Source organism: Acinetobacter radioresistens DSM 6976 = NBRC 102413 = CIP 103788 (genome assembly GCF_006757745.1).
Lineage (GTDB): Bacteria > Pseudomonadota > Gammaproteobacteria > Pseudomonadales > Moraxellaceae > Acinetobacter > Acinetobacter radioresistens.
The window spans coordinates 193,254-211,686 of sequence record NZ_AP019740.1 but is presented as its reverse complement, the minus strand read 5'-3'; the positions used below and the strand labels follow the sequence as shown (position 1 = coordinate 211,686).

At 44.3% G+C, this 18,433-nt stretch carries 17 protein-coding genes; 11 read left to right on the top strand and 6 right to left on the bottom strand.

The annotated features are described in order from the left end of the window. Positions 1-154: 154 nt before the first annotated feature. The 4 genes from xerD (at position 155) to thrC (ending at position 4,624) form a co-directional block, all read left to right on the top strand. Positions 155-1,075, top strand: coding sequence for a site-specific tyrosine recombinase XerD (gene xerD, locus ACRAD_RS00980; protein WP_005022976.1), 921 nt, complete (start codon positions 155-157; stop codon positions 1,073-1,075). 102 nt (positions 1,076-1,177) lie between these two features. Continuing rightward, positions 1,178-1,993 carry a DsbC family protein gene (locus tag ACRAD_RS00975; RefSeq protein WP_005022973.1) on the top strand — a complete coding sequence of 272 codons (816 nt, stop codon included), beginning with the start codon at positions 1,178-1,180 and terminating at the stop codon, positions 1,991-1,993. 123 nt (positions 1,994-2,116) lie between these two features. After that, positions 2,117-3,421, top strand: a complete 1,305-nt coding sequence (locus ACRAD_RS00970; RefSeq protein ID WP_005022971.1) for a homoserine dehydrogenase — start codon at positions 2,117-2,119, stop codon at positions 3,419-3,421. 57 nt (positions 3,422-3,478) lie between these two features. Beyond that, complete coding sequence (gene thrC, locus ACRAD_RS00965) at positions 3,479-4,624, top strand: threonine synthase (protein ID WP_005017146.1); 1,146 nt, start codon at positions 3,479-3,481, stop codon at positions 4,622-4,624. Positions 4,625-4,711: 87 nt separating this feature from the next. Here the strand turns inward: thrC and pbpG are convergent, their stop codons facing one another. After that, complete coding sequence (pbpG, locus tag ACRAD_RS00960) at positions 4,712-5,743, bottom strand: D-alanyl-D-alanine endopeptidase PBP7/8 (protein ID WP_005017149.1); 1,032 nt, start codon at positions 5,741-5,743, stop codon at positions 4,712-4,714. 218 nt (positions 5,744-5,961) lie between these two features. Here pbpG and gacA point away from each other — a divergent pair, with 218 nt between their 5' ends. Genes gacA through ACRAD_RS00945 form a run of 3 tightly spaced genes read left to right on the top strand, consistent with a single transcriptional unit; the run spans position 5,962 to position 9,617 of the window. Beyond that, positions 5,962-6,597 (top strand): response regulator transcription factor GacA, encoded by a 636-nt coding sequence (gene gacA, locus ACRAD_RS00955; protein WP_005017150.1) that lies wholly within the window; start codon positions 5,962-5,964, stop codon positions 6,595-6,597. A 14-nt stretch (positions 6,598-6,611) separates the two neighbouring features. After that, the gene (locus tag ACRAD_RS00950; RefSeq protein ID WP_005022968.1) at positions 6,612-8,177 is read left to right on the top strand and encodes a sensor histidine kinase; all 1,566 of its coding nucleotides are present in this window, start codon (positions 6,612-6,614) and stop codon (positions 8,175-8,177) included. 24 nt (positions 8,178-8,201) lie between these two features. Continuing rightward, positions 8,202-9,617, top strand: a complete 1,416-nt coding sequence (locus ACRAD_RS00945) for a sigma-54-dependent transcriptional regulator (protein ID WP_005022966.1) — start codon at positions 8,202-8,204, stop codon at positions 9,615-9,617. On the opposite strand, the gene ACRAD_RS00940 is transcribed toward ACRAD_RS00945, so the two are convergent. From ACRAD_RS00940 to lptF, 4 genes are all read right to left on the bottom strand, one after another. Next, positions 9,618-10,805 (bottom strand): S41 family peptidase, encoded by a 1,188-nt coding sequence (locus tag ACRAD_RS00940; RefSeq protein ID WP_005022963.1) that lies wholly within the window; start codon positions 10,803-10,805, stop codon positions 9,618-9,620. A 19-nt stretch (positions 10,806-10,824) separates the two neighbouring features. Continuing rightward, positions 10,825-12,375 (bottom strand): 2,3-bisphosphoglycerate-independent phosphoglycerate mutase, encoded by a 1,551-nt coding sequence (gpmI, locus tag ACRAD_RS00935; protein WP_005022960.1) that lies wholly within the window; start codon positions 12,373-12,375, stop codon positions 10,825-10,827. Positions 12,376-12,493: 118 nt separating this feature from the next. After that, positions 12,494-13,564 (bottom strand): LPS export ABC transporter permease LptG, encoded by a 1,071-nt coding sequence (gene lptG / locus ACRAD_RS00930; RefSeq protein ID WP_005022957.1) that lies wholly within the window; start codon positions 13,562-13,564, stop codon positions 12,494-12,496. After that, positions 13,564-14,664: an LPS export ABC transporter permease LptF gene (gene lptF / locus ACRAD_RS00925; protein WP_005022954.1), complete on the bottom strand. Its 1,101-nt coding sequence runs from the start codon at positions 14,662-14,664 to the stop codon at positions 13,564-13,566. The genes lptG and lptF overlap by 1 nt, the downstream gene beginning before the upstream one ends. Positions 14,665-14,818: 154 nt before the next feature. Here lptF and ACRAD_RS00920 point away from each other — a divergent pair, with 154 nt between their 5' ends. The 4 genes from ACRAD_RS00920 (at position 14,819) to ACRAD_RS16400 (ending at position 17,651) form a co-directional block, all read left to right on the top strand. After that, positions 14,819-16,267 (top strand): leucyl aminopeptidase, encoded by a 1,449-nt coding sequence (locus ACRAD_RS00920; protein WP_005022952.1) that lies wholly within the window; start codon positions 14,819-14,821, stop codon positions 16,265-16,267. Next, positions 16,260-16,667 carry a DNA polymerase III subunit chi gene (locus tag ACRAD_RS00915; RefSeq protein ID WP_005022950.1) on the top strand — a complete coding sequence of 136 codons (408 nt, stop codon included), beginning with the start codon at positions 16,260-16,262 and terminating at the stop codon, positions 16,665-16,667. Before ACRAD_RS00920 ends, ACRAD_RS00915 begins: the two co-directional genes overlap by 8 nt. A 45-nt stretch (positions 16,668-16,712) precedes the next feature. Then, positions 16,713-17,345: a cell division protein BlhA gene (gene blhA / locus ACRAD_RS00910; RefSeq protein ID WP_005022947.1), complete on the top strand. Its 633-nt coding sequence runs from the start codon at positions 16,713-16,715 to the stop codon at positions 17,343-17,345. 132 nt (positions 17,346-17,477) lie between these two features. Next, positions 17,478-17,651, top strand: a complete 174-nt coding sequence (locus tag ACRAD_RS16400) for a hypothetical protein (protein ID WP_005022943.1) — start codon at positions 17,478-17,480, stop codon at positions 17,649-17,651. A 117-nt stretch (positions 17,652-17,768) separates the two neighbouring features. On the opposite strand, the gene ACRAD_RS00905 is transcribed toward ACRAD_RS16400, so the two are convergent. Continuing rightward, positions 17,769-18,428, bottom strand: a complete 660-nt coding sequence (locus tag ACRAD_RS00905; RefSeq protein WP_005022940.1) for a riboflavin synthase — start codon at positions 18,426-18,428, stop codon at positions 17,769-17,771. Positions 18,429-18,433: the final 5 nt, after the last annotated feature.

The window sequence follows — 18,433 nt, the reverse complement described above, 5'->3', positions numbered from 1 at the left end:
CCTAATATTTTTTGCCCGGCCAGTATAACAAACAAATGAGAATAATTAACAAATAGGGATCGATTTCAATTCTATTTTTCTGCACAAATCGACAATCACCCTGTTTTAAACTACAGTTTGACCAGTAATGAAGAGATGGATTGGAACAGATTAAATGCTCAATAAAAAACCACGTATCCCCTCTCCGGTGCAGATTCCGGAACATTTAAGTTTTTTACAGGGTTTTCGTGATTTTTTAATTGCACAGACTGTTAGTCCGCATACCCGGAATGCTTATTTATCCGATCTGATCCAGTGTAGTGAATATTGTCCCTCTACTCCGCTACCGCTCTGGAACAGTGAAGATATTGCTGATGTTCTGTTTGAACTCACTAAACAGGGCAAAAGTCCCCGTTCAATTGCACGGACACTGTCAGCCTTACGTTCATTTTTCAAATTTATGCGTGAACAGCAATTACGAAGCGATAATCCGGTTGCCACACACAAAACGCCTAAGCTTGGCCATGCGCTTCCTAAAGATCTGTCTGAACTCGATGTTGAACACCTGCTGCATGCTCCTGACATCAATACTCCACTAGGACTGCGGGACCGGGCTATGCTGGAAGTTCTATATGCCTGCGGACTGCGGGTCACTGAACTGTTAAATTTAAGGCTGGAGCTGATTAATCTGAAACAGGGCTATTTACGTATTACCGGTAAAGGCAACAAAGAACGTTTAGTCCCTTTGGGACAGGTTGCCATTGAATGGGTCGAGAAATATCTCAATGAAGCACGGCCACAACTCTATAAAAGTGCCACAGACTATCTGTTTTTAACTCAGCATGGCGGGATTATGAGCCGGCAAAATTTCTGGTATGCCATCAAGCGTTATGCTCTTCAGGCCGGTATACAGGCAGAGCTCTCCCCACATACATTAAGACATGCTTTTGCCACACATTTACTTAATCATGGTGCTGATCTTCGTGTAGTGCAGATGTTGCTGGGCCATAGTGATTTATCCACTACCCAGATTTATACTCATGTAGCTCAGATCCGTATGCAGCAATTGCATGCAGCTCATCATCCTAGGGCTTGAGAATAAGCTGGTAAAACAGCACATGAAGATTGAACTCACGCCCCATATTTTTGTTATGCTAAACATCTTCAAATAACACAATGTTTAAAATAAGGGTTGTCTATGTTATTTACCCGTTCGAAAATTTTTATGGCGTGTGCCATGAGTATTACTCTCCTGCTAGGCGCCTGTTCTAATGACAAGAATAACCAAGGCAATACCAATACCTTAACTGCAACTGCTCCTGCAACAGGTGAAGCATCCAACCTATCCGAGCGTAATGCCCAGCAACGTCTGATCAAGACACTGCAACAGCATTTCAAGAAGGCCAACATTAATGCCAAAGTGGTTGATGTCAAGGCAACAGAAGTGCCAAACCTGTACTGGGTTTCACTCGAGGGAATGCCGTCAGTTTATGCCACCAGTGATGGTAAATATCTGATTCAAGGTGATGTGATCCGTCTAGGGGACAAGGAGTTGCATAGTGTGAGTGAAAACCTGCAATCAGTTGAGAATAAACGCTATCTACAGGAACTGAAAACTGAAGATCTGATCGTTTACCCAGCTAAAAATAAAACCCAGCACATAATTTACGTATTTACCGATGTTAGCTGTCCATACTGCCAGAAACTGCATGCGCATATGGATGAAATCACCGCCAAGGGCATCGAAGTACGTTATATTGCCTGGCCACGTGGAGATCAGCTTTTCCCTGCGATGGAAAGTATCTGGTGCAGTAAAGACCGCGCTGCTGCATTTGAGCAGGCTATTCAGGGAGTACAGCTTCCTGCTGCAACCTGTAAAACTCCAGTTCGTGCACAGTATGAATTGGGCCACCGTATGGGAGTTAATGGAACACCAGCGATTTATAATAGTGAGGGTGAATACCTAGGAGGCTACCTTGCACCAGACGAACTGTTAAAACGCTTAAATAATTAATTTTTATATAAAACCTAAATATTTTTTATAGGTGAAGATAATCAATCTTCACCCTAGAGTCTGGCGGTTTTTTTAGCTATGATCTAGGCCTATTCAAGTTTTTAATGATGTATGGAGTGTGACGTGAAACCAGTTCGTCTGGCGATACTCGGTCTTGGGACCGTGGGTGGTGGAGCCCTTAAACTATTAGAACAAAACGCTGCTGAGATTAAACGTCGCACCGGTCGAGAAATTCAAATCACCCACGTCGGTACCCGCCGTCCACGTCCTGACCTGGATTTACCGGCTACAGTCAAGCAAAGCGCTGATCTGCTTGAAATTGTACGTCAGCCTGATGTTGATGTAGTGGTAGAGCTTATGGGCGGCATTCATCCGGCCTATGAAGTCATCATGGAAGCCATTAAACATGGCAAACAGGTGGTTACTGCCAATAAGGCGCTGCTGGCCGAACATGGTAATGAACTGTTCAAGGCAGCCGATGATCATGCAGTACAGATCGCTTATGAAGCTGCGGTTGCGGGCGGCATTCCGATTATTAAGGTAATTCGTGAAGGTTTAGCTGCTAACCGTATTGACTGGCTGGCTGGCATCATCAACGGTACAGGTAACTTTATCCTGACCGAAATGCGTGAAAAAGGCCGTGCTTTTGCTGATGTACTGAAAGAAGCACAGGATCTGGGCTATGCAGAAGCTGACCCGACCTTTGATGTCGAAGGGATCGATGCTGCACACAAGCTGACGTTACTGGCCTCAATTGCATTCGGTATCCCACTGCAGTTTGATAAGGTGTATACCGAAGGTATCAGCAAGATTACTGCTCAAGATGTCAAATATGCTGAAGAACTAGGTTTCCGTATCAAACATCTGGGTATTGCCCGTCGTACCAGTGCTGGTATCGAGTTACGGGTACATCCAACCCTGATTCCTCAGGAACAGCTTATTGCAAATGTAAATGGTGTGAAAAACGCTGTACTGGTTCAGGCCAATGCTGTTGGCCCTACCCTGTACTATGGTGCCGGTGCCGGCGCCGGACCAACAGCCTCTGCAGTAGTGGCTGATGTAGTTGATATCGTGCGGGACATTTCCTATACCGAAGATGGTGCAGGTACTATTCCGCAGCTGGCTTTTGAGGCATTGACTGACCTGCCAATCCTGAGCCGCGAAGAAATGACTACAGGCTATTATATCCGTGTTGATGCTGAAGACCAGACTGGTGTTCTGGCCGATATTACCACCATATTAAGTCGTGACGGTATTAGTATCGATGCCATCATGCAGCAACCGCGCCTTAAAGATATTATTCCAATCGTCATCATGACTGATCCGATTGTAGAATCAAAAATGGATGAAGCTCTTGCAAAAATTCAGGCTTTATCTGCCGTTCGTGGCGAAATCGTGCGAATTCGTTTAGAATCGCTTGATAGTTAATCAGGTGGAGAGGGTTTAACCCTCTCACCAGCTCTACCTCATATTTGGAACATCATCATGTCTAATGCCAACCGTTATACCGGTCTTGTAGACCGTTATCGTGACCGTTTGCCCGTTTCAGCAACGACTCGTGCTATTTCTCTGGGCGAAGGTAATACGCCGCTGATCAAGCTTGAGAATATTCCACGTATTATTGGTAAAGATGTTGAAATTTATGTGAAGTATGAAGGTCTTAATCCGACTGGTTCATTTAAAGACCGTGGCATGACCATGGCAGTAACCAAAGCGGTTGAGGAAGGCTCTAAAGCAATTATCTGTGCATCTACAGGCAATACTTCGGCAGCTGCGGCTGCTTATGCAGCACGTGCCGGTATCAAAGCTTTTGTTTTGATTCCTGAAGGCAAAATTGCGATGGGTAAAATGGCTCAGGCTATGATGTATGGTGCAATCACTATGCAAATCCGTGGTAATTTTGATGATGGTATGCGTCTGGTGAAAGAAGTTGCCGATCAGGCACCAGTAACTATTGTTAACTCAATTAATCCATTCCGCTTACAGGGCCAGAAAACGATTGCTTATGAAATTGTAGAAGCTCTTGGCCGCGCACCGGATTATCACTGCCTGCCTGTAGGTAATGCCGGAAATATTACTGCGCACTGGATGGGCTATACTGAAGCTGTTGCCAATCAGCCTGCTGACCAGTTCGAGCAAGTGATTTATGATGCCGTAACAGATACCTTTACTGGACCTAAGCCTGAAGGCCTACCTGTTATGGTGGGTTATCAGGCTTCAGGTGCTGCTCCTTTCCTGCGTGGTGCTCCCGTAGCTGCGCCAGAGACTGTGGCTACAGCCATCCGCATTGGTAATCCACAAAGCTGGAACCATGCTAAAGCAGTTGTACGTGATTCTGAAGGCTGGTTTGATGAACTGCAAGATAGCGAAATTCTAGACGCACAGCGTATGTTATCGATGTATGAAGGTGTATTTGTAGAACCTGCTTCAGCCGCTTCAATTGGCGGTGCGATCCGTGATATTAAGGCGGGTAAAATTGCTGAAGGTTCAGTTATTGTCTGCACAGTCACAGGAAACGGTTTGAAAGATCCAGATACAGCAATCAAGCAATGTGCTGATGCGGTCATGCTGACGATTGACGCCACAATGAATGATGTTAAGACCTCTATTCTCTCCAATATGGAAAAATAATCTGGTCTGAATATAAAAAGCCCTGTTTCTACAGGGCTTTTTATATGCTTAAGAGCTAAATTCTATCATCAGCTCGTGAGGTTTGGGTTAAATATTCTTAGGAAGCTGATTAAGCCAGCTAAATAAACGGGTTGCATCATTATTACGAGACTGGGTATCTGACGCACCTAATAGCACCACAATAGCCGGACGCTGATTTACAGTTGCATGCATAACTACACAGCGGCCTGCTTCATTAATAAATCCGGTTTTAGACAGGTTAATATTCCAGCCCCCGTTACGTACCAGTGCATTGGTATTATTCGATTTAAGCACACGGTAGCCTAGATTAAAATCATAGGTGGGTGTTGTTGAAAACTGGCGGATCAGGCCGTACTGAGAAGCAGCACTTACCAGAATACCCAAGTCACGGGCAGATGCGACATTACGTGCATCCAGACCCGTAGATTCATAAAACTTGGCACTATGCATGCCAAGCTCGCGTGCCTTGGCATTCATTGCTGCTACAAATGCCGGTTTTCCGCCTGGATAGGTCCGTGCGAGAGCCGCCGCTGCCGGGTTTTCAGACTTCATTAAAGCAAAAAGCAGAACTTCTGCACGGTTCATTTTGTCACCGGCACGCAGAGTAGAACTGGCTTTTTTAGGACCAATAAAATCAATAGGTTGCAAAGTAATTTCTTCTGACATATTTAGACGTGCATCAGAAGTCACTACGGCAGTCATCAATTTAGTGATTGATGCAATCGGTAATGCTGTGTTGGTGTTTTTACTGAACAACACCTCACCTGTTTGTGCATCCATGACCAGTGCTGCACGGGCATTCACTGAAGGTTGGTTCACATACGAGGTTGAGTTAATAATCTGAACCGTTTTAGGTTTCAGAGTGGCTGCTGGACTATTTTGCTGACGAATAGTGGTAGTAACGCTGGTAGAACCTTGTGGGGATGGTTCATCAGCATTCATAAACTGGCTGACATCTTCTGATGACCAGTTAAGTGATGCAGAGTTACTGCCTCCCGGAGAGGAGTTCACAATGAGTTCTGCAAAGCTCGTTGAACTCAGGCCAAGCAGGACAGACATGCTTAGCACATGCATTAAAGACTTTTTAGAATTTTTCACGGCGGTATACTCGTCTTGGAGAGGCAAAACGCGATTTGCTAATTACCTCAAATATGCCTTACATTTGTACAAAACCCGTAGCTTTTTATCGCTTAGGTAATTGTGCATATCTATTCGTTCAATTTTAGAGATAGGATTGCTAATTTTGTCGTTTCATTGCAAGCTAATTTTGCTTTATGTAACAAAAATCATGATTTTTTAGTTTAAGGAGAGCCAAGTTGATCACTATTTTAGTCGTCGATGACCATGAATTGGTACGTACTGGCATTTGTCGTATGTTAGAAGATCATGCAGATGTACAGGTGATCGGGCAAGCAGAGTCTGGAGAAGAAGCCATTGCTTTGGTCCGGCAGCTTCATCCTAATGTAGTTTTACTTGATGTGAACATGCCAGGTATTGGCGGAGTAGAAACGACCCGTCGTCTTTTACAGACTGCCCCTGAAACCAAGGTTCTGGCGGTCAGCGGTTTAGCTGAGGAACCTTACCCGTCTTTGTTACTTAAAGCTGGTGCCAAAGGTTATATCACTAAAGGTGCACCTATTACAGAAATGGTACGTGCTATTAATAAGGTCATGCAAGGAGGCAAGTATTTTAGTGCTGATATTGCCGAACAGTTGGCCAGTTCTTATCTTTCTGATACACAGCAGTCTCCTTTTGATGCCTTGTCTGAACGGGAAATGCAGGTCGCCATGATGGTAGTGAACTGTATCAGTGCTCAGGAAATTGCAGACAAGCTCTTTGTCAGTGTTAAAACAGTCAATACTTACCGTTATCGTATATTTGAAAAACTTGATATTGATAGTGACGTGAAACTCACCCATCTGGCGATCCGCTATGGCTTGATTAAACCTTAAGTATAGGCGTAAAGATGGCCCCTCTACGCCCCGCCTCACTGCTTCAGACCATCTACCGTCTGGGAGAGTGGTACAGTGCTTATCGTCTTGTTTTAGCACTTAGTCTTAATATTATTTTTGCACTAACCCTTGAGACTGTTGCTCAAGACTACCAGCATCCTGACCTGTACTTTTATAGTATTGTCGGTTATGCCCTGATCAGCTGTATCCAGCTGATTTTTTATAAAATTCTACCTTTTGAAATTTCGAAGCAGCTTATTTTACTGTTTATAGTAGATGTATGCTGTTTTAGCCTGCTAAATTTTGCACTGGGTGGACCCAATCTGCACTTAAGTCTACTTTTTGTGGTGACGGTCTTTGCCGCAACAATTTTACTCAGGCCGCAGCTTGCTTTAATTATCACACTGGTTGCTGTAATTAGTGTGATCTACCAGCAGGTAGTAGGAAGCTTTTTTAACAGCTCCCATCTCAACAGTATCAGTAATAGTGCTTTATTAGCTTTTTTATTTTTTGTGATGTATGGCATTGGACAGATTGCTGTACAGCGGTTTCGCCTTTTGGAAAATCTGAATTTTTATCAGTCTATTGAGCTTAACCAGCTACAGAATATTAACCGGGCTATTTTGGAGCAAATTGAGGTAGGCTATTTAGTTTTAGATGAGCAGCAGCAGGTGATTTTAAATAATCCGGCAGCCTGTTCATTACTAGGTATTCCACCGATTTTTACTGATGAAAAGTATTTTCTACGTAAACTCCAGCCAGACCTGTATACGCTTATCCGGTTTAGTGACTTAAAAGATGGTGAAAGATTCTTGTTTGAATCGCAGCTTTCACCTTACAGTGTCGATATACAGGTTCAGAAACTTCTTGTGCCTCATCAAGCTTTAACCTTGTTGATATTGCAGGATGCCCAGAAAATCAAGCAGCAGGTACAACAATTAAAACTGATGGCACTGGGACAGCTTTCGGCCAGTATTGCCCATGAAATTCGTAATCCTTTGGCAGCTATTGTTCAGGCTAATGAATTATTAGCTGACAGCCAGCCAGAACAGTTGCAGATGCTCACTAGCATGATTGACCGGCAGTCACAACGTATTGACAAGATTATCCATGATACCTTGAATATGGCACGTAACAGTCCGACTGAGCCTGCTAAAATCAGATTATCAGGTTTTCTTGCCCAAGTTTTAAATGAAGACCTGATCGATATAAAACAGGCTGTACAGCTACAGATTGAGCAGGATATCTGGATTTATTTTGATGAACTCCAGCTACGTCAAGTGCTTATTAATCTGATCCGTAATGCATTAAGGCATAATTCAGCAGAGCAGTCTTTTATTATTATACGGGTACATGGCACAGAAGAACGCGGCTGGATTGATGTCATTGATTTTGGTCAAGGCGTAGCAGAGCGCGATATTTCACAATTGTTTAAACCCTTTTTTAGTACCGAAATCAATGGAACTGGTTTAGGATTATATTTATCTCACAGTTTTTGTGAGGCTAATCATGCAAAACTTACTTATGTTAAGCAACAACAAGGCGCATGTTTTCGAATCGAATGCTCCATTATTTATTAGAATTAACCAGGTTTTTCGAACATCATGACAAATCAGCAGGCACTTATATTATTGGTCGATGATGAGGAAGACCTTTGTACTTTAATGCAAATGTCTTTGGCCAAAATCAATATCAGGACCCACATTGCACATGGACTGGAGCAGGCAAAGAAACTTTTTCAGCAACATGCTTATGATGCCTGCCTGACTGATCTGAATTTGCCAGATGGCAATGGGCTGGAATTAGTCCATTATGTTTCACAACTTTATCCTTGTACACCGATCGCCGTTTTGACCGCCTATGGCAATATGGAAATTGCTATTTCAGCACTCAAGGCTGGAGCTTTTGATTTTGTCAGTAAACCTGTCAATCAGGCCCATCTACAGCAACTGGTTCAAAAAGCACTCAATACGCCTCAATCGGCTCAGCAACTGGTTCAAGATGCTTTGGAAAATCGGATGTTGATTGGCACTTCTTTGCCAATCCAGCAGCTCAAAATTGCCTTGAAAAAAATTGCCCGCTCACAGGCACCGGTTTTTATTACTGGTGAATCCGGTACAGGCAAGGAAGTAGTGGCTAATCTGGTGCATCGCTTAAGTAACCGCAGTGACGGGCCATTTATTGCTATTAACTGTGGCGCTATTCCAGGCGATCTCATGGAAAGTGAGCTGTTTGGACACAAAAAGGGAAGTTTTACCGGCGCAAGTCAGGACAAACAGGGACTAATTTATTCTGCCCATGGCGGTAGCTTGTTTCTGGATGAAATTGCTGAACTGCCTCTGGCCATGCAGGTTAAATTACTCCGTGCCGTACAGGAAAAGAAAATCCGTCCGATTGGTAGTGATCAGGAAATTGATGTGGATTTTCGTGTAATTAGTGCCAGTCATCAGGACCTGGAAATACTAGTACAGCAAGGTAAGTTCCGGCAGGATCTCTTCTTTCGGATTCATGTCATGGATATTGTTCTGCCCCCCCTGCGTGAACGTGAAGATGACATTCTTCTGCTGGCTAAACATTTTATTCAGGAAGTATGTAAGGAGTGGGATATTCCCAATAAAATTCTGACCGAGCGCGGCCAGCAATTTCTGATGCAGCAATATTTTCCGGGGAATGTGCGTGAACTGCGTAATATTATCGAACGTGCGATCACATTAAGTGATAATGAATATATTGATTTACCCCAACTACAAAGTGCACCTTTGCGCAATGTCCAAAATTTTGTAGCAGGCCAAATTAATCATGAACCGCTAACGGACCAAGTCATTCCGTTGAGCCCTCACAGGAAAATTCCTGCCGAAGGCCTGGAGCAATATCTGGAAAATATTGAAAAAGAAGTTCTGCTCACTGCACTGAACCAGACACACTGGAACCGGACTTTGGCTGCTAAAAAACTTGGAATGAGTTTTCGCTCTTTACGTTATCGACTTAAAAAATTTGGGCTGGATACCGATGATGAGTAGTCAGGGATATTTCTTTAATAGTAATTCTGCCACATTGTCCAGATAAGTTTCTTCTTTAATACTTGGGCTCATCGGAAATAGCTGATCCGGTTGAATACCACGGCCTTCAATCATGTTGCCGTCTGGAGTGTAATAATGTGACACCGTCATCTGTAGTGCTGCACCATTAGGTAAGGGAAATAACTTCTGGACTACACCTTTACCATAGCTTTTTTCACCAATAACCCAAGCTCGTTTCTGAGCTTTTAGAGCTCCTGTAAACACCTCAGCCGCAGAAGCAGAACGGTTATTGATGAGAATACCCATTTTCAGGTTCTGGAACTCATTGCCCGGTAAAGCCTGAAACTGCTGGCTGCCTTCTGAACGACTTTTGGTGGAAACAATAACGCCCTGATTCAGGAATAGATCTGCAGTCTCAACCGCAGCCGAGAGTAATCCACCCGGGTTATTGCGCAGATCAATCAGGACTGTTTTCAAACGTGGTGACTGGTTCTCTTCAATAAGTGATTTAATCTGGTTAGCAGTATCCTGCTGGAATACATGTACCTTGAGTACCAAAACCTGCTGGTTATGAATCAATATCGGCTCAATATCGGCTTCAATCTTCTTGTTACGGACCAAACTGATCGGTGTGGCGTTATTGCCCAGCTGCATTTCTAGCGTTGAACCGACAGTACCATATAACAGGTTATTGACCTGGCTATGGTTCAGACTCTTAAGTTCCTGGTTATCAATACGCGAGACGGATACACCGTTGCGTAATCCCAGTTTGGAAGAGTCCGAGCCATCTTTTAAATCACGGATCCGCCACTGGCGATCATGCGCATCATAATTTAAATTAAAATCAATTGAAGCAATATCTCCTTCAGTATATTGAATCAGTTCACGGTAATCCTCTGCTGAAAGATAGCGTGAGTAACGGTCCAGCCCACTGACCAATCCTCTAATTGCCTGTTGGAACAGTTCATCATCAGTCTTATCGGAAACATAGTTATCTTTTACAATTCCATAAATCTCGACAAACTGCTGAATGGACTCAACCGGAATTTCAGCAAAATCTTCTTGCGTCACTGGTGAATTTAACTCAGGCACAAATGCATCATTAGCCGTATTGGCAGCCAGAATAGTACTACTCCAACACCCTAATAGGCCGGCAATTATTGCCCTGTATTTCCAGTGCTGGAGCATATGATTCACCTATCGTTGTTTAAGAGGTACTTAACTGAATCAGATTACGTCCCTGCATTTCTGCCGGTACAGGTAATTTCATAAGATTTAGCAAAGTAGGTGCAACATCGGCAAGTACTCCCCCTTCGATAATCTCTGCAGAGGTCGGTCCGACATAGATGAAAGGAACCAGTTCAGTGGTATGCTGGGTATGGACCTGACCACTTTGGTAATCTTGCATTTGTTCAACATTACCATGATCGGCTGTTACCAGCATGTGTCCATGCTTGGCCATTACTGCTTCATAGACCCGACCAAGACAAGTATCTACTGCTTCAACCGCTTTTACTGCGGCATCAAATATACCGGTATGGCCGACCATGTCACCATTTGCATAGTTTACTACCAGCAGATCATATTCACCTGAATGAATAGCCTTGACCAGTTCATCCGTGACTTCATAGGCACTCATTTCAGGCTTAAGGTCATAAGTTGCCAAATTTGGAGAAGGTATCAGGATGCGCTTTTCACCCGGATATTCTTCTTCACGGCCGCCACTAAAAAAGAAAGTCACATGAGCATATTTTTCAGTTTCGGCAATACGGAGCTGGGTTTTGCCCAGATTGGACAGGTACTCGCCCAGAGAGTTAACCAGAGCATCCGGCATATAGGCAACCGGTGCATCAATAGTGGCCTGATAACGGGTCAGCATCACAAATTTGGATAATGCTGGCACAACCTTCCGTTCAAACCCCTGAAAATTCTTTTCCACGAAAGCACGGGTCAGTTCGCGTGCGCGGTCTGCACGGAAGTTCATAAAGACCACTGCATCGCCATCCTGAATTTTTACAGGCTCACCAATACGAGTAGCTTTTACAAACTCATCTGTCTCATTTGCTGCATAGGCCTGCTCTAGCCCTTCAGTTGCAGTCATTGCTACGCGCAGTGCTTCACTTTCAGTTAACAGCCGATAGGCCTGCTCTAAACGATCCCAGCGGTTATCACGGTCCATAGCATAATAGCGGCCAATCAGGCTAGCAATACGCCCCTGACCCGGGTATTGGGCAAATAAGGCATCCAGCTTCTGCAAAGATGACTCGGCACTTTTTGGTGGCGTGTCGCGGCCATCTAGAAAAGCATGCAGATAGACCTGTGCACCACGTTTAAGCGCCAGTTCACACATGGCCATAATATGGTCCTGATGTGAATGCACTCCGCCTTCGGATAGCAGCCCCATAATGTGTACTGCACCGTTAGCTGTCTTCGCTTTCTCTACAGCATCAACCAGCACTTCATGTTCAAAGAATGCTCCGGTACGGATTTCCTTGGTAATACGAGTAAAGTCCTGATATAGCACTCGACCAGCACCCAAATTCATATGGCCCACTTCTGAATTACCCATTTGTCCATCTGGAAGCCCCACGTCCTCTCCAGATCCAGAAATCAGACCATGCGGATGCTTTTGCTTCATAGCGGTCAGATTGGGTGTTTTTGCCGCAAGAAAGGCATTGTCCTTAACCGCTTCACGATGACCTATGCCATCCATGATGACCAGTACGTGTGGAATTTTGCCTGTTGTCGCATCCGTCATGTTTTTACACTCTTTTCTGTTTGCAAATTCATCAGGCTATCTTAACCAATTTTGGCTTAAGACTCTATGTAGTCGAGATGAGTTTAGACGATCCCGTCTATCAGTTCCTTCAATTGGTCTAGCGTGCCCGATATAACAAATAACTACCACCGATAAACATCAGCAGAATCGGGAAAAAGACAAACCAGACTGGAGAAGGTGAATAGACCAGACTGGCATAGCCAAGAAAATCCTGCAGATAGTAAAAGCCGAGACCGATAAACAGCGCAATAACCAGCCGGAAGCCCATCGATTGCTGACGTAAAGGACCGAAAATAAATGAGCAGGCAATCAGTACCAAGGTAATCAGGGCAAATGGTGAAGCCAGTTTCTGCCAGAAGGCCAATTGATAGGTTTTGGGTACTTGACTGTATTCTTCCATATAACGCATGAAGCTTATTAGTTGACTTGGAGATAAATCTTCTGGGTCTAGTGTTACCATATGGACATATTTAGGTTTTAACGCCAGTGCGAGAGGCTGCTGTTCAGCAATATGCTGTACTGCATTACCAGCTTCCAGAATGTCTACCTGTACAGAATTCTGTAAACGCCATTGGCCATCTTGTTCAAACTGGCCAGAGTCAGCATTTAGTAAAGCCTGCAAGCGGTAATCCTGATCGAAGTCGACTACCTGTACATTACGCAGATTTCCTTGCGAGTTAGCATAATCAATATAAATAAAGCGCTGGCCTTCCCGGCTCCAGTAGCCTTTGACTTCACCCAGCTGTGCAACTGAACGGTGACTTTTTACACTTTCGGCACGCTCATTAGTTACAGGAATAACCCATTCACTCAAGGCAAAAGATAAAATCACCAGTAATAAGGCTGAACGCATTACCCAGCTAACAATCCGCCAGAGACTGATACCGGCGGCACGCATGATAATTAATTCACTGTTTGAAGCTAGCGTCCCTAAACCTAAAACTGCACCGATCAATGCCGAAATCGGTAGAATTTCATAAATATAACGTGGTGCGCTCCATAACACATACAATAGTGCCTGCCAGGCATTATAGCCTTCTTTCAGATTTCCCAGCTCCCCCAGATAAGTAAACAGGACCTGCAAAATAGACAGCACGACGGTTGCCCCCAGCATGGCGAGCGCTGTGGTTTTGGTAACATGTTTTGCAACAATTCTACGTGCCAGCATTAGGATCTTACTCGCTTGATCTGTTTCTTAAGTTTAGGGGCCAGTTTCTGCTTTCTGGAAAAGAGAGCGCCAGCAACAGCATATACCAGCAAAACTGCCGGATAGGCCCAGATTCCGATTTCATCCTTACTGGCCCGGGTTTTAATGGCCATCAGCGCTACAATCAGACTGGCAAAAATAAGCAAAGCCGGAAATAACTTCATGTAGCGTCCCTGGCGTGGGCTGACCTCAGAAAGCGCCATCGCCAGAATTAATGCGACCATAATGGCAAACGGTACAAATATCCGCCACCCCAGTTCACTTGCCACCACCGGGTCAGCCCGCTGTTCCCAGAGTTTACTGGTGGTAAGTGCAGCAACATCATCACTTTCAAAATTTGCAGTCTTGTCATTTTCCAAACGTAACCGGTAACTTTCAAACTCTGCCTGTGAATAGCGAGGTTGACCCGGATAAATCTCGTAACGGCGGCCCTGCACCAGATCAACAACATTGGCGCTGTCATCCATCATTTCTACCCGGGTAGCTTCTTTGGCCAGAATCATGACATCAGGTTTACCCGGCTTTTCTGCCCGTTGATAAAAAAATATCTCTTTTAAGTTTTTATGATCTTCCGAAAGTGAACCGGCATAAATCGTATAAGGACCTGAAGAAATAAATTCTTTAGGCCTGACCAGATCAAAACCGGTACGCACAGCCTGACTGGTGGTCAACTGCTCAAACTGGCGGATTCCCCATGGCGACATCCACAGCATCAATATGCTCTGTACCAGCATATAAACCAGTGTCAGGGGAATTAGAAGACGTGCTAGCCGGTTACGGCTAATACCACTTCCGTTCAGCACTGCCATTTCATGGTCAACATAAAGACGGCCAAAAACCAGCATTAAACCGATAAAAAATCCCAGTGGAAGAATCAGGGTCAAGAATTCCGGTAAACGGTAGCCAATAATACTCAGCAGAATACTGGCATCAAGCCGTCCTTGCGCTGCGACGCCGAAATACTTGATCAGACGCCCGCCCATCATGATCAGGGTCAATAAGGCAATGACCACCAGTGAAGTCGAAACTACTTGCTTGACGAGATAACGCCGGATAATCAAAGTTAATCTTCCAAAAAGGCCAATCGGAACTAGCGCTAGTTTACCCGAATGTTAAAAATATAAAACCTATCACGGACTTGCTTATTGAAACGCTATCAAAGGAAATGTTTCAATGGTTTAATAAATCAAGCTATTGAATAGGCATGAAAGACATATGAAACTGACAATTAATACCTCTTCCTCTACTCTGACTTCCAGTCAACATCTGATCATTCTGACTGATGCTGAAAACCTTGAACAGCCTGCCACAGCCTACCAGTTCAATGAACTAAAGGCTTTAATAGACGCGACACAGTTCAAGGGTAGTTTGAATGAATGCCTGCCATTAATCGCTCAGACTTCAGCTCATCAGAATGCTGTACTGCTGGGGCTCGATAAGGTAAGTGAGTTTAAAACAGCCAAGTTAGCAAAAATTGCACAAACTGTTATTAAATCTACACAAAAAAAATTCAAGCACATCACTATTGATATTTCAGCACTACCTGATGAATTTCACTACCTTTTTGCTCTTGGACTGACTCAGGCGGCTTATCAGTTTGATGAATTTAAATCAAAGAAAAATGAGTTCCTGCTGGAACATATTGAACTGGTTGCACCTCAGAGCAGTCTGAGCCAGCAACAGTTAACGCTTTTACATGCCGTACAGTCGGGACAAAATTTTGCTCGGGATTTAGGTAATCGTCCGGGCAATATCTGCTTTCCTGAATATCTGGCTGAACAGGCACAGGCACTGGCGGCTCAATATCCTGATCTGTTAAAAGTTACTGTACTTAATGAACAGCAGATGGCTGATCTGGGCATGAATGCTTTTCTGGCTGTAAGTAAAGGTTCAGACCGTCCGGGCCGTGTCATCACATTGGAATATAAAGTGAAAACCGAAGAGGCACCAGTAGTACTGGTGGGTAAAGGTGTTACCTTTGATACGGGCGGTATTTCACTTAAACCTGGTTTAGGCATGGATGAAATGAAATTTGATATGTGTGGTGCCGCTTCGGTATTAGGAACCATACGTGCTCTGTGTGAAGCAAAACTGCCAATTCATGTTATTGGAGCAGTTGCTGCTGCTGAGAATATGCCTTCCGGACACGCTACCCGTCCGGGTGATATCGTTACCACCATGAGTGGCCAGACTGTCGAAATCCTGAATACTGATGCTGAAGGCCGTCTTGTACTCTGCGATACCCTCACTTATGTAAAACGCTTTAATCCTGCACTGGTGATTGATATTGCTACTTTAACCGGAGCATGTGTTGTAGCGCTGGGTAAAGTACTTTCTGGCCTGTTTACACCAGATGATGAACTGGCAGCCGAAATTACCCGTGCCGGAGAGCAGAGCCATGACCGTGTATGGCGTATGCCGGTTCTGGACGATTACCAGGAACAGCTTGACTCACCATTTGCAGATATGGGCAATATTGGCGGGCCACAGGCCGGTTCAGTGACTGCAGCCTGCTTTTTGCAGCGCTTTACCACAGATTACCGCTGGGCACATCTTGATGTTGCTGGTACTGCGTGGTTATCTGGAGCAGCAAAAGGCGCAACTGGCCGCCCTGTTCCAATGCTGATGCAATTTTTAGCAAACCGTGCAGCAGCTAATGGCTAAGGTCAGTTTTTATCTGTTTGAAAAAAGTCAGGAACGGCAAGTAGAAAGTGCTTGCCGTTTATGCCGTAAGATCTTGCGGCAGCCTGCCAGAATCTGGCTATATTGCCCCGATCCAAGTATGCAGCAGCAGCTGGATGAAGCATTATGGAATTTCGATACAGCCAGTTTTATTGGTCATGGCATTGACCAGGTTAATGCACCGGTGTGTATTTCTGCCGAGCTGCCTGCTGAATTAGAATGGCTGGTGTTTAATTTTTCTGACAAAGCGCTTGGTTCAGTTGAAAAATTTGGACATATAATTGAAATTATTGAAAACAATGAAACTGCCAAGCAAACTGGTCGGGAAAAATATAAAACTTACCGGCAACTGGGTATTCAACCCCGTACATTTAAACTGTAAATCAGCTTTGTACCATATACATGAAATGATCTAGAGGAGAATCAGGTGGCCCTTAATATTGGTCAAGACTTTAAAAAGCGCTGGCTGGATACTCCGGAACCTGTCCGGCAAATATATGAAGATGACCTCAAGCGAATCTGTGAATTACTGCGACCAGAAACTTCTATCCAGAACTGGCAGGCAAGGGAGCAGAGAGCTCAGCTTGAATCACAGCAGAGAATTGAAACTGCTTACACTGAACTCAAAGCAGAACTGCTGGAACAGGCCCGTATTCGCAAACAACGGGCTCTAGAAAAATCTCTGGCGAAAAAACGCGCTGACCAGGCTGCTTATAATGCCGGGCTATATGAAGATGAAGCTCATCAGTTTCATCAACAGACTGAGCAGCTGTATATTTTGAACCAGATGCTGAGTCAGGAAACACTAGAGTACAGTTCACGTTATCATAAAAATCCTGAGCTTCCAGCCATTGATTACGCCCAGAAATATTTTCTGAAAGTTCAAGATGAACAAATTCTCACTGAACTTGAAAGTGTACGCCTGCGTTTAGAGCTTGAAGCAGATACCCAGATCGAACAGGCGGTGAGTGCCTTTCGTGCCAGGTTACAGGCAGCAGCTCATGAAGAGATCGAATACATCCTGAAAAATACAAAGTTTAAGACATCTATCCAAGATTAGATGCTTAAAACCGGTAAGGCTGGTGAGCTCTCATAAGACTGGCATAGCAACAAGGTAATGCAATAGATATATACTGCCGAAATCGTGCTCATTACAGCAGTAGGACCAGTTATCAGATGCTCAGGAAGATTTATGGATACACTCAACCAGCCCGCTCTCTGCTCATACTTCACAACTTTCTCTTCACAACTTTCTATGGGTGAACAGTGGTCTATCTCCACACAGAATTTATTGATTAGCCGTGCAGATTTCCCTCTATATCTGTATTTTTATCTCATGCCTCTGAAACAGGCTGATTTAGACTGAAAGAAACTGCCATTTTAAAAAGCCCAGCAGTATATCCTGCACTTATTATGATCAAATTTTAATATAAAAAACCGGTCACAATGGCCGGTTCTTTATATTAGAAGCAAATTATGAGGCTTATTTCAAGAAACCATTTTCTGCCAGAAATGCCATACTGATAGAAGACTCAGGTTTCTGTTCAGCAGCTTTATCACCTAGCAACAAACGTTCAATGTAGCGTGCCAACACATCTACTTCCAGATTAACTTTGCTGCCTGTTTTCCAGGTACTGATATTGGTGCGCTCGGCAGTATGCGGTATCAGATTCAGGCTTAAGATATTACCCCGCAGATGATTAATGGTCAGGCTGATACCGTCTACAGTGATCGAGCCTTTTTCGGCCAGATACTTGGCAATTTCTTTTGGAGCAGTCACTTCATAGTAAACAGAACGCGCATCTTCACGGACCAGGGTGATTTCACCAACCGCATCAACATGGCCACTGACAATATGGCCACCGAAACGCGTAGTCGGTAGCATAGCCTTTTCAACATTGACCGGTTGTCCGACTTTCCATTGCCCTAATGTAGTACGGTTTAAACTTTCTCGTGAAACATCCGCCGCATACCAGTTCTCGCCCCATTCAATCACGGTCAGACAGATACCATTGGTCGCGATCGAGTCTCCCAAATGTATATCAGACATATCAAGGTCAGTCTGAATCCGTAACCGTACATCTCCGCCTACGCTCTGCAGGCTCTGTACTTTTCCAAGACTTTCAATAATGCCTGTAAACATAGATC

Excerpts from the sequence above, each read along its gene's own strand:
- xerD (WP_005022976.1), top strand. The coding sequence starts at position 155 with ATGCTCAATAAAAAACCACGTATCCCCTCTCCGGTGCAGATTCCGGAA.
- ACRAD_RS00975 (WP_005022973.1), top strand. The coding sequence starts at position 1,178 with ATGTTATTTACCCGTTCGAAAATTTTTATGGCGTGTGCCATGAGTATT.
- ACRAD_RS00945 (WP_005022966.1), top strand. The coding sequence starts at position 8,202 with ATGACAAATCAGCAGGCACTTATATTATTGGTCGATGATGAGGAAGAC.
- ACRAD_RS00920 (WP_005022952.1), top strand. The coding sequence starts at position 14,819 with ATGAAACTGACAATTAATACCTCTTCCTCTACTCTGACTTCCAGTCAA.
- ACRAD_RS00950 (WP_005022968.1), top strand. The coding sequence starts at position 6,612 with ATGGCCCCTCTACGCCCCGCCTCACTGCTTCAGACCATCTACCGTCTG.
- gpmI (WP_005022960.1), bottom strand. The coding sequence starts at position 12,375 with ATGACGGATGCGACAACAGGCAAAATTCCACACGTACTGGTCATCATG.
- ACRAD_RS00915 (WP_005022950.1), top strand. The coding sequence starts at position 16,260 with ATGGCTAAGGTCAGTTTTTATCTGTTTGAAAAAAGTCAGGAACGGCAA.
- thrC (WP_005017146.1), top strand. The coding sequence starts at position 3,479 with ATGTCTAATGCCAACCGTTATACCGGTCTTGTAGACCGTTATCGTGAC.
- ACRAD_RS16400 (WP_005022943.1), top strand. The coding sequence starts at position 17,478 with ATGGATACACTCAACCAGCCCGCTCTCTGCTCATACTTCACAACTTTC.
- lptG (WP_005022957.1), bottom strand. The coding sequence starts at position 13,564 with ATGCTGGCACGTAGAATTGTTGCAAAACATGTTACCAAAACCACAGCG.
- ACRAD_RS00905 (WP_005022940.1), bottom strand. The coding sequence starts at position 18,428 with ATGTTTACAGGCATTATTGAAAGTCTTGGAAAAGTACAGAGCCTGCAG.
- ACRAD_RS00940 (WP_005022963.1), bottom strand. The coding sequence starts at position 10,805 with ATGCTCCAGCACTGGAAATACAGGGCAATAATTGCCGGCCTATTAGGG.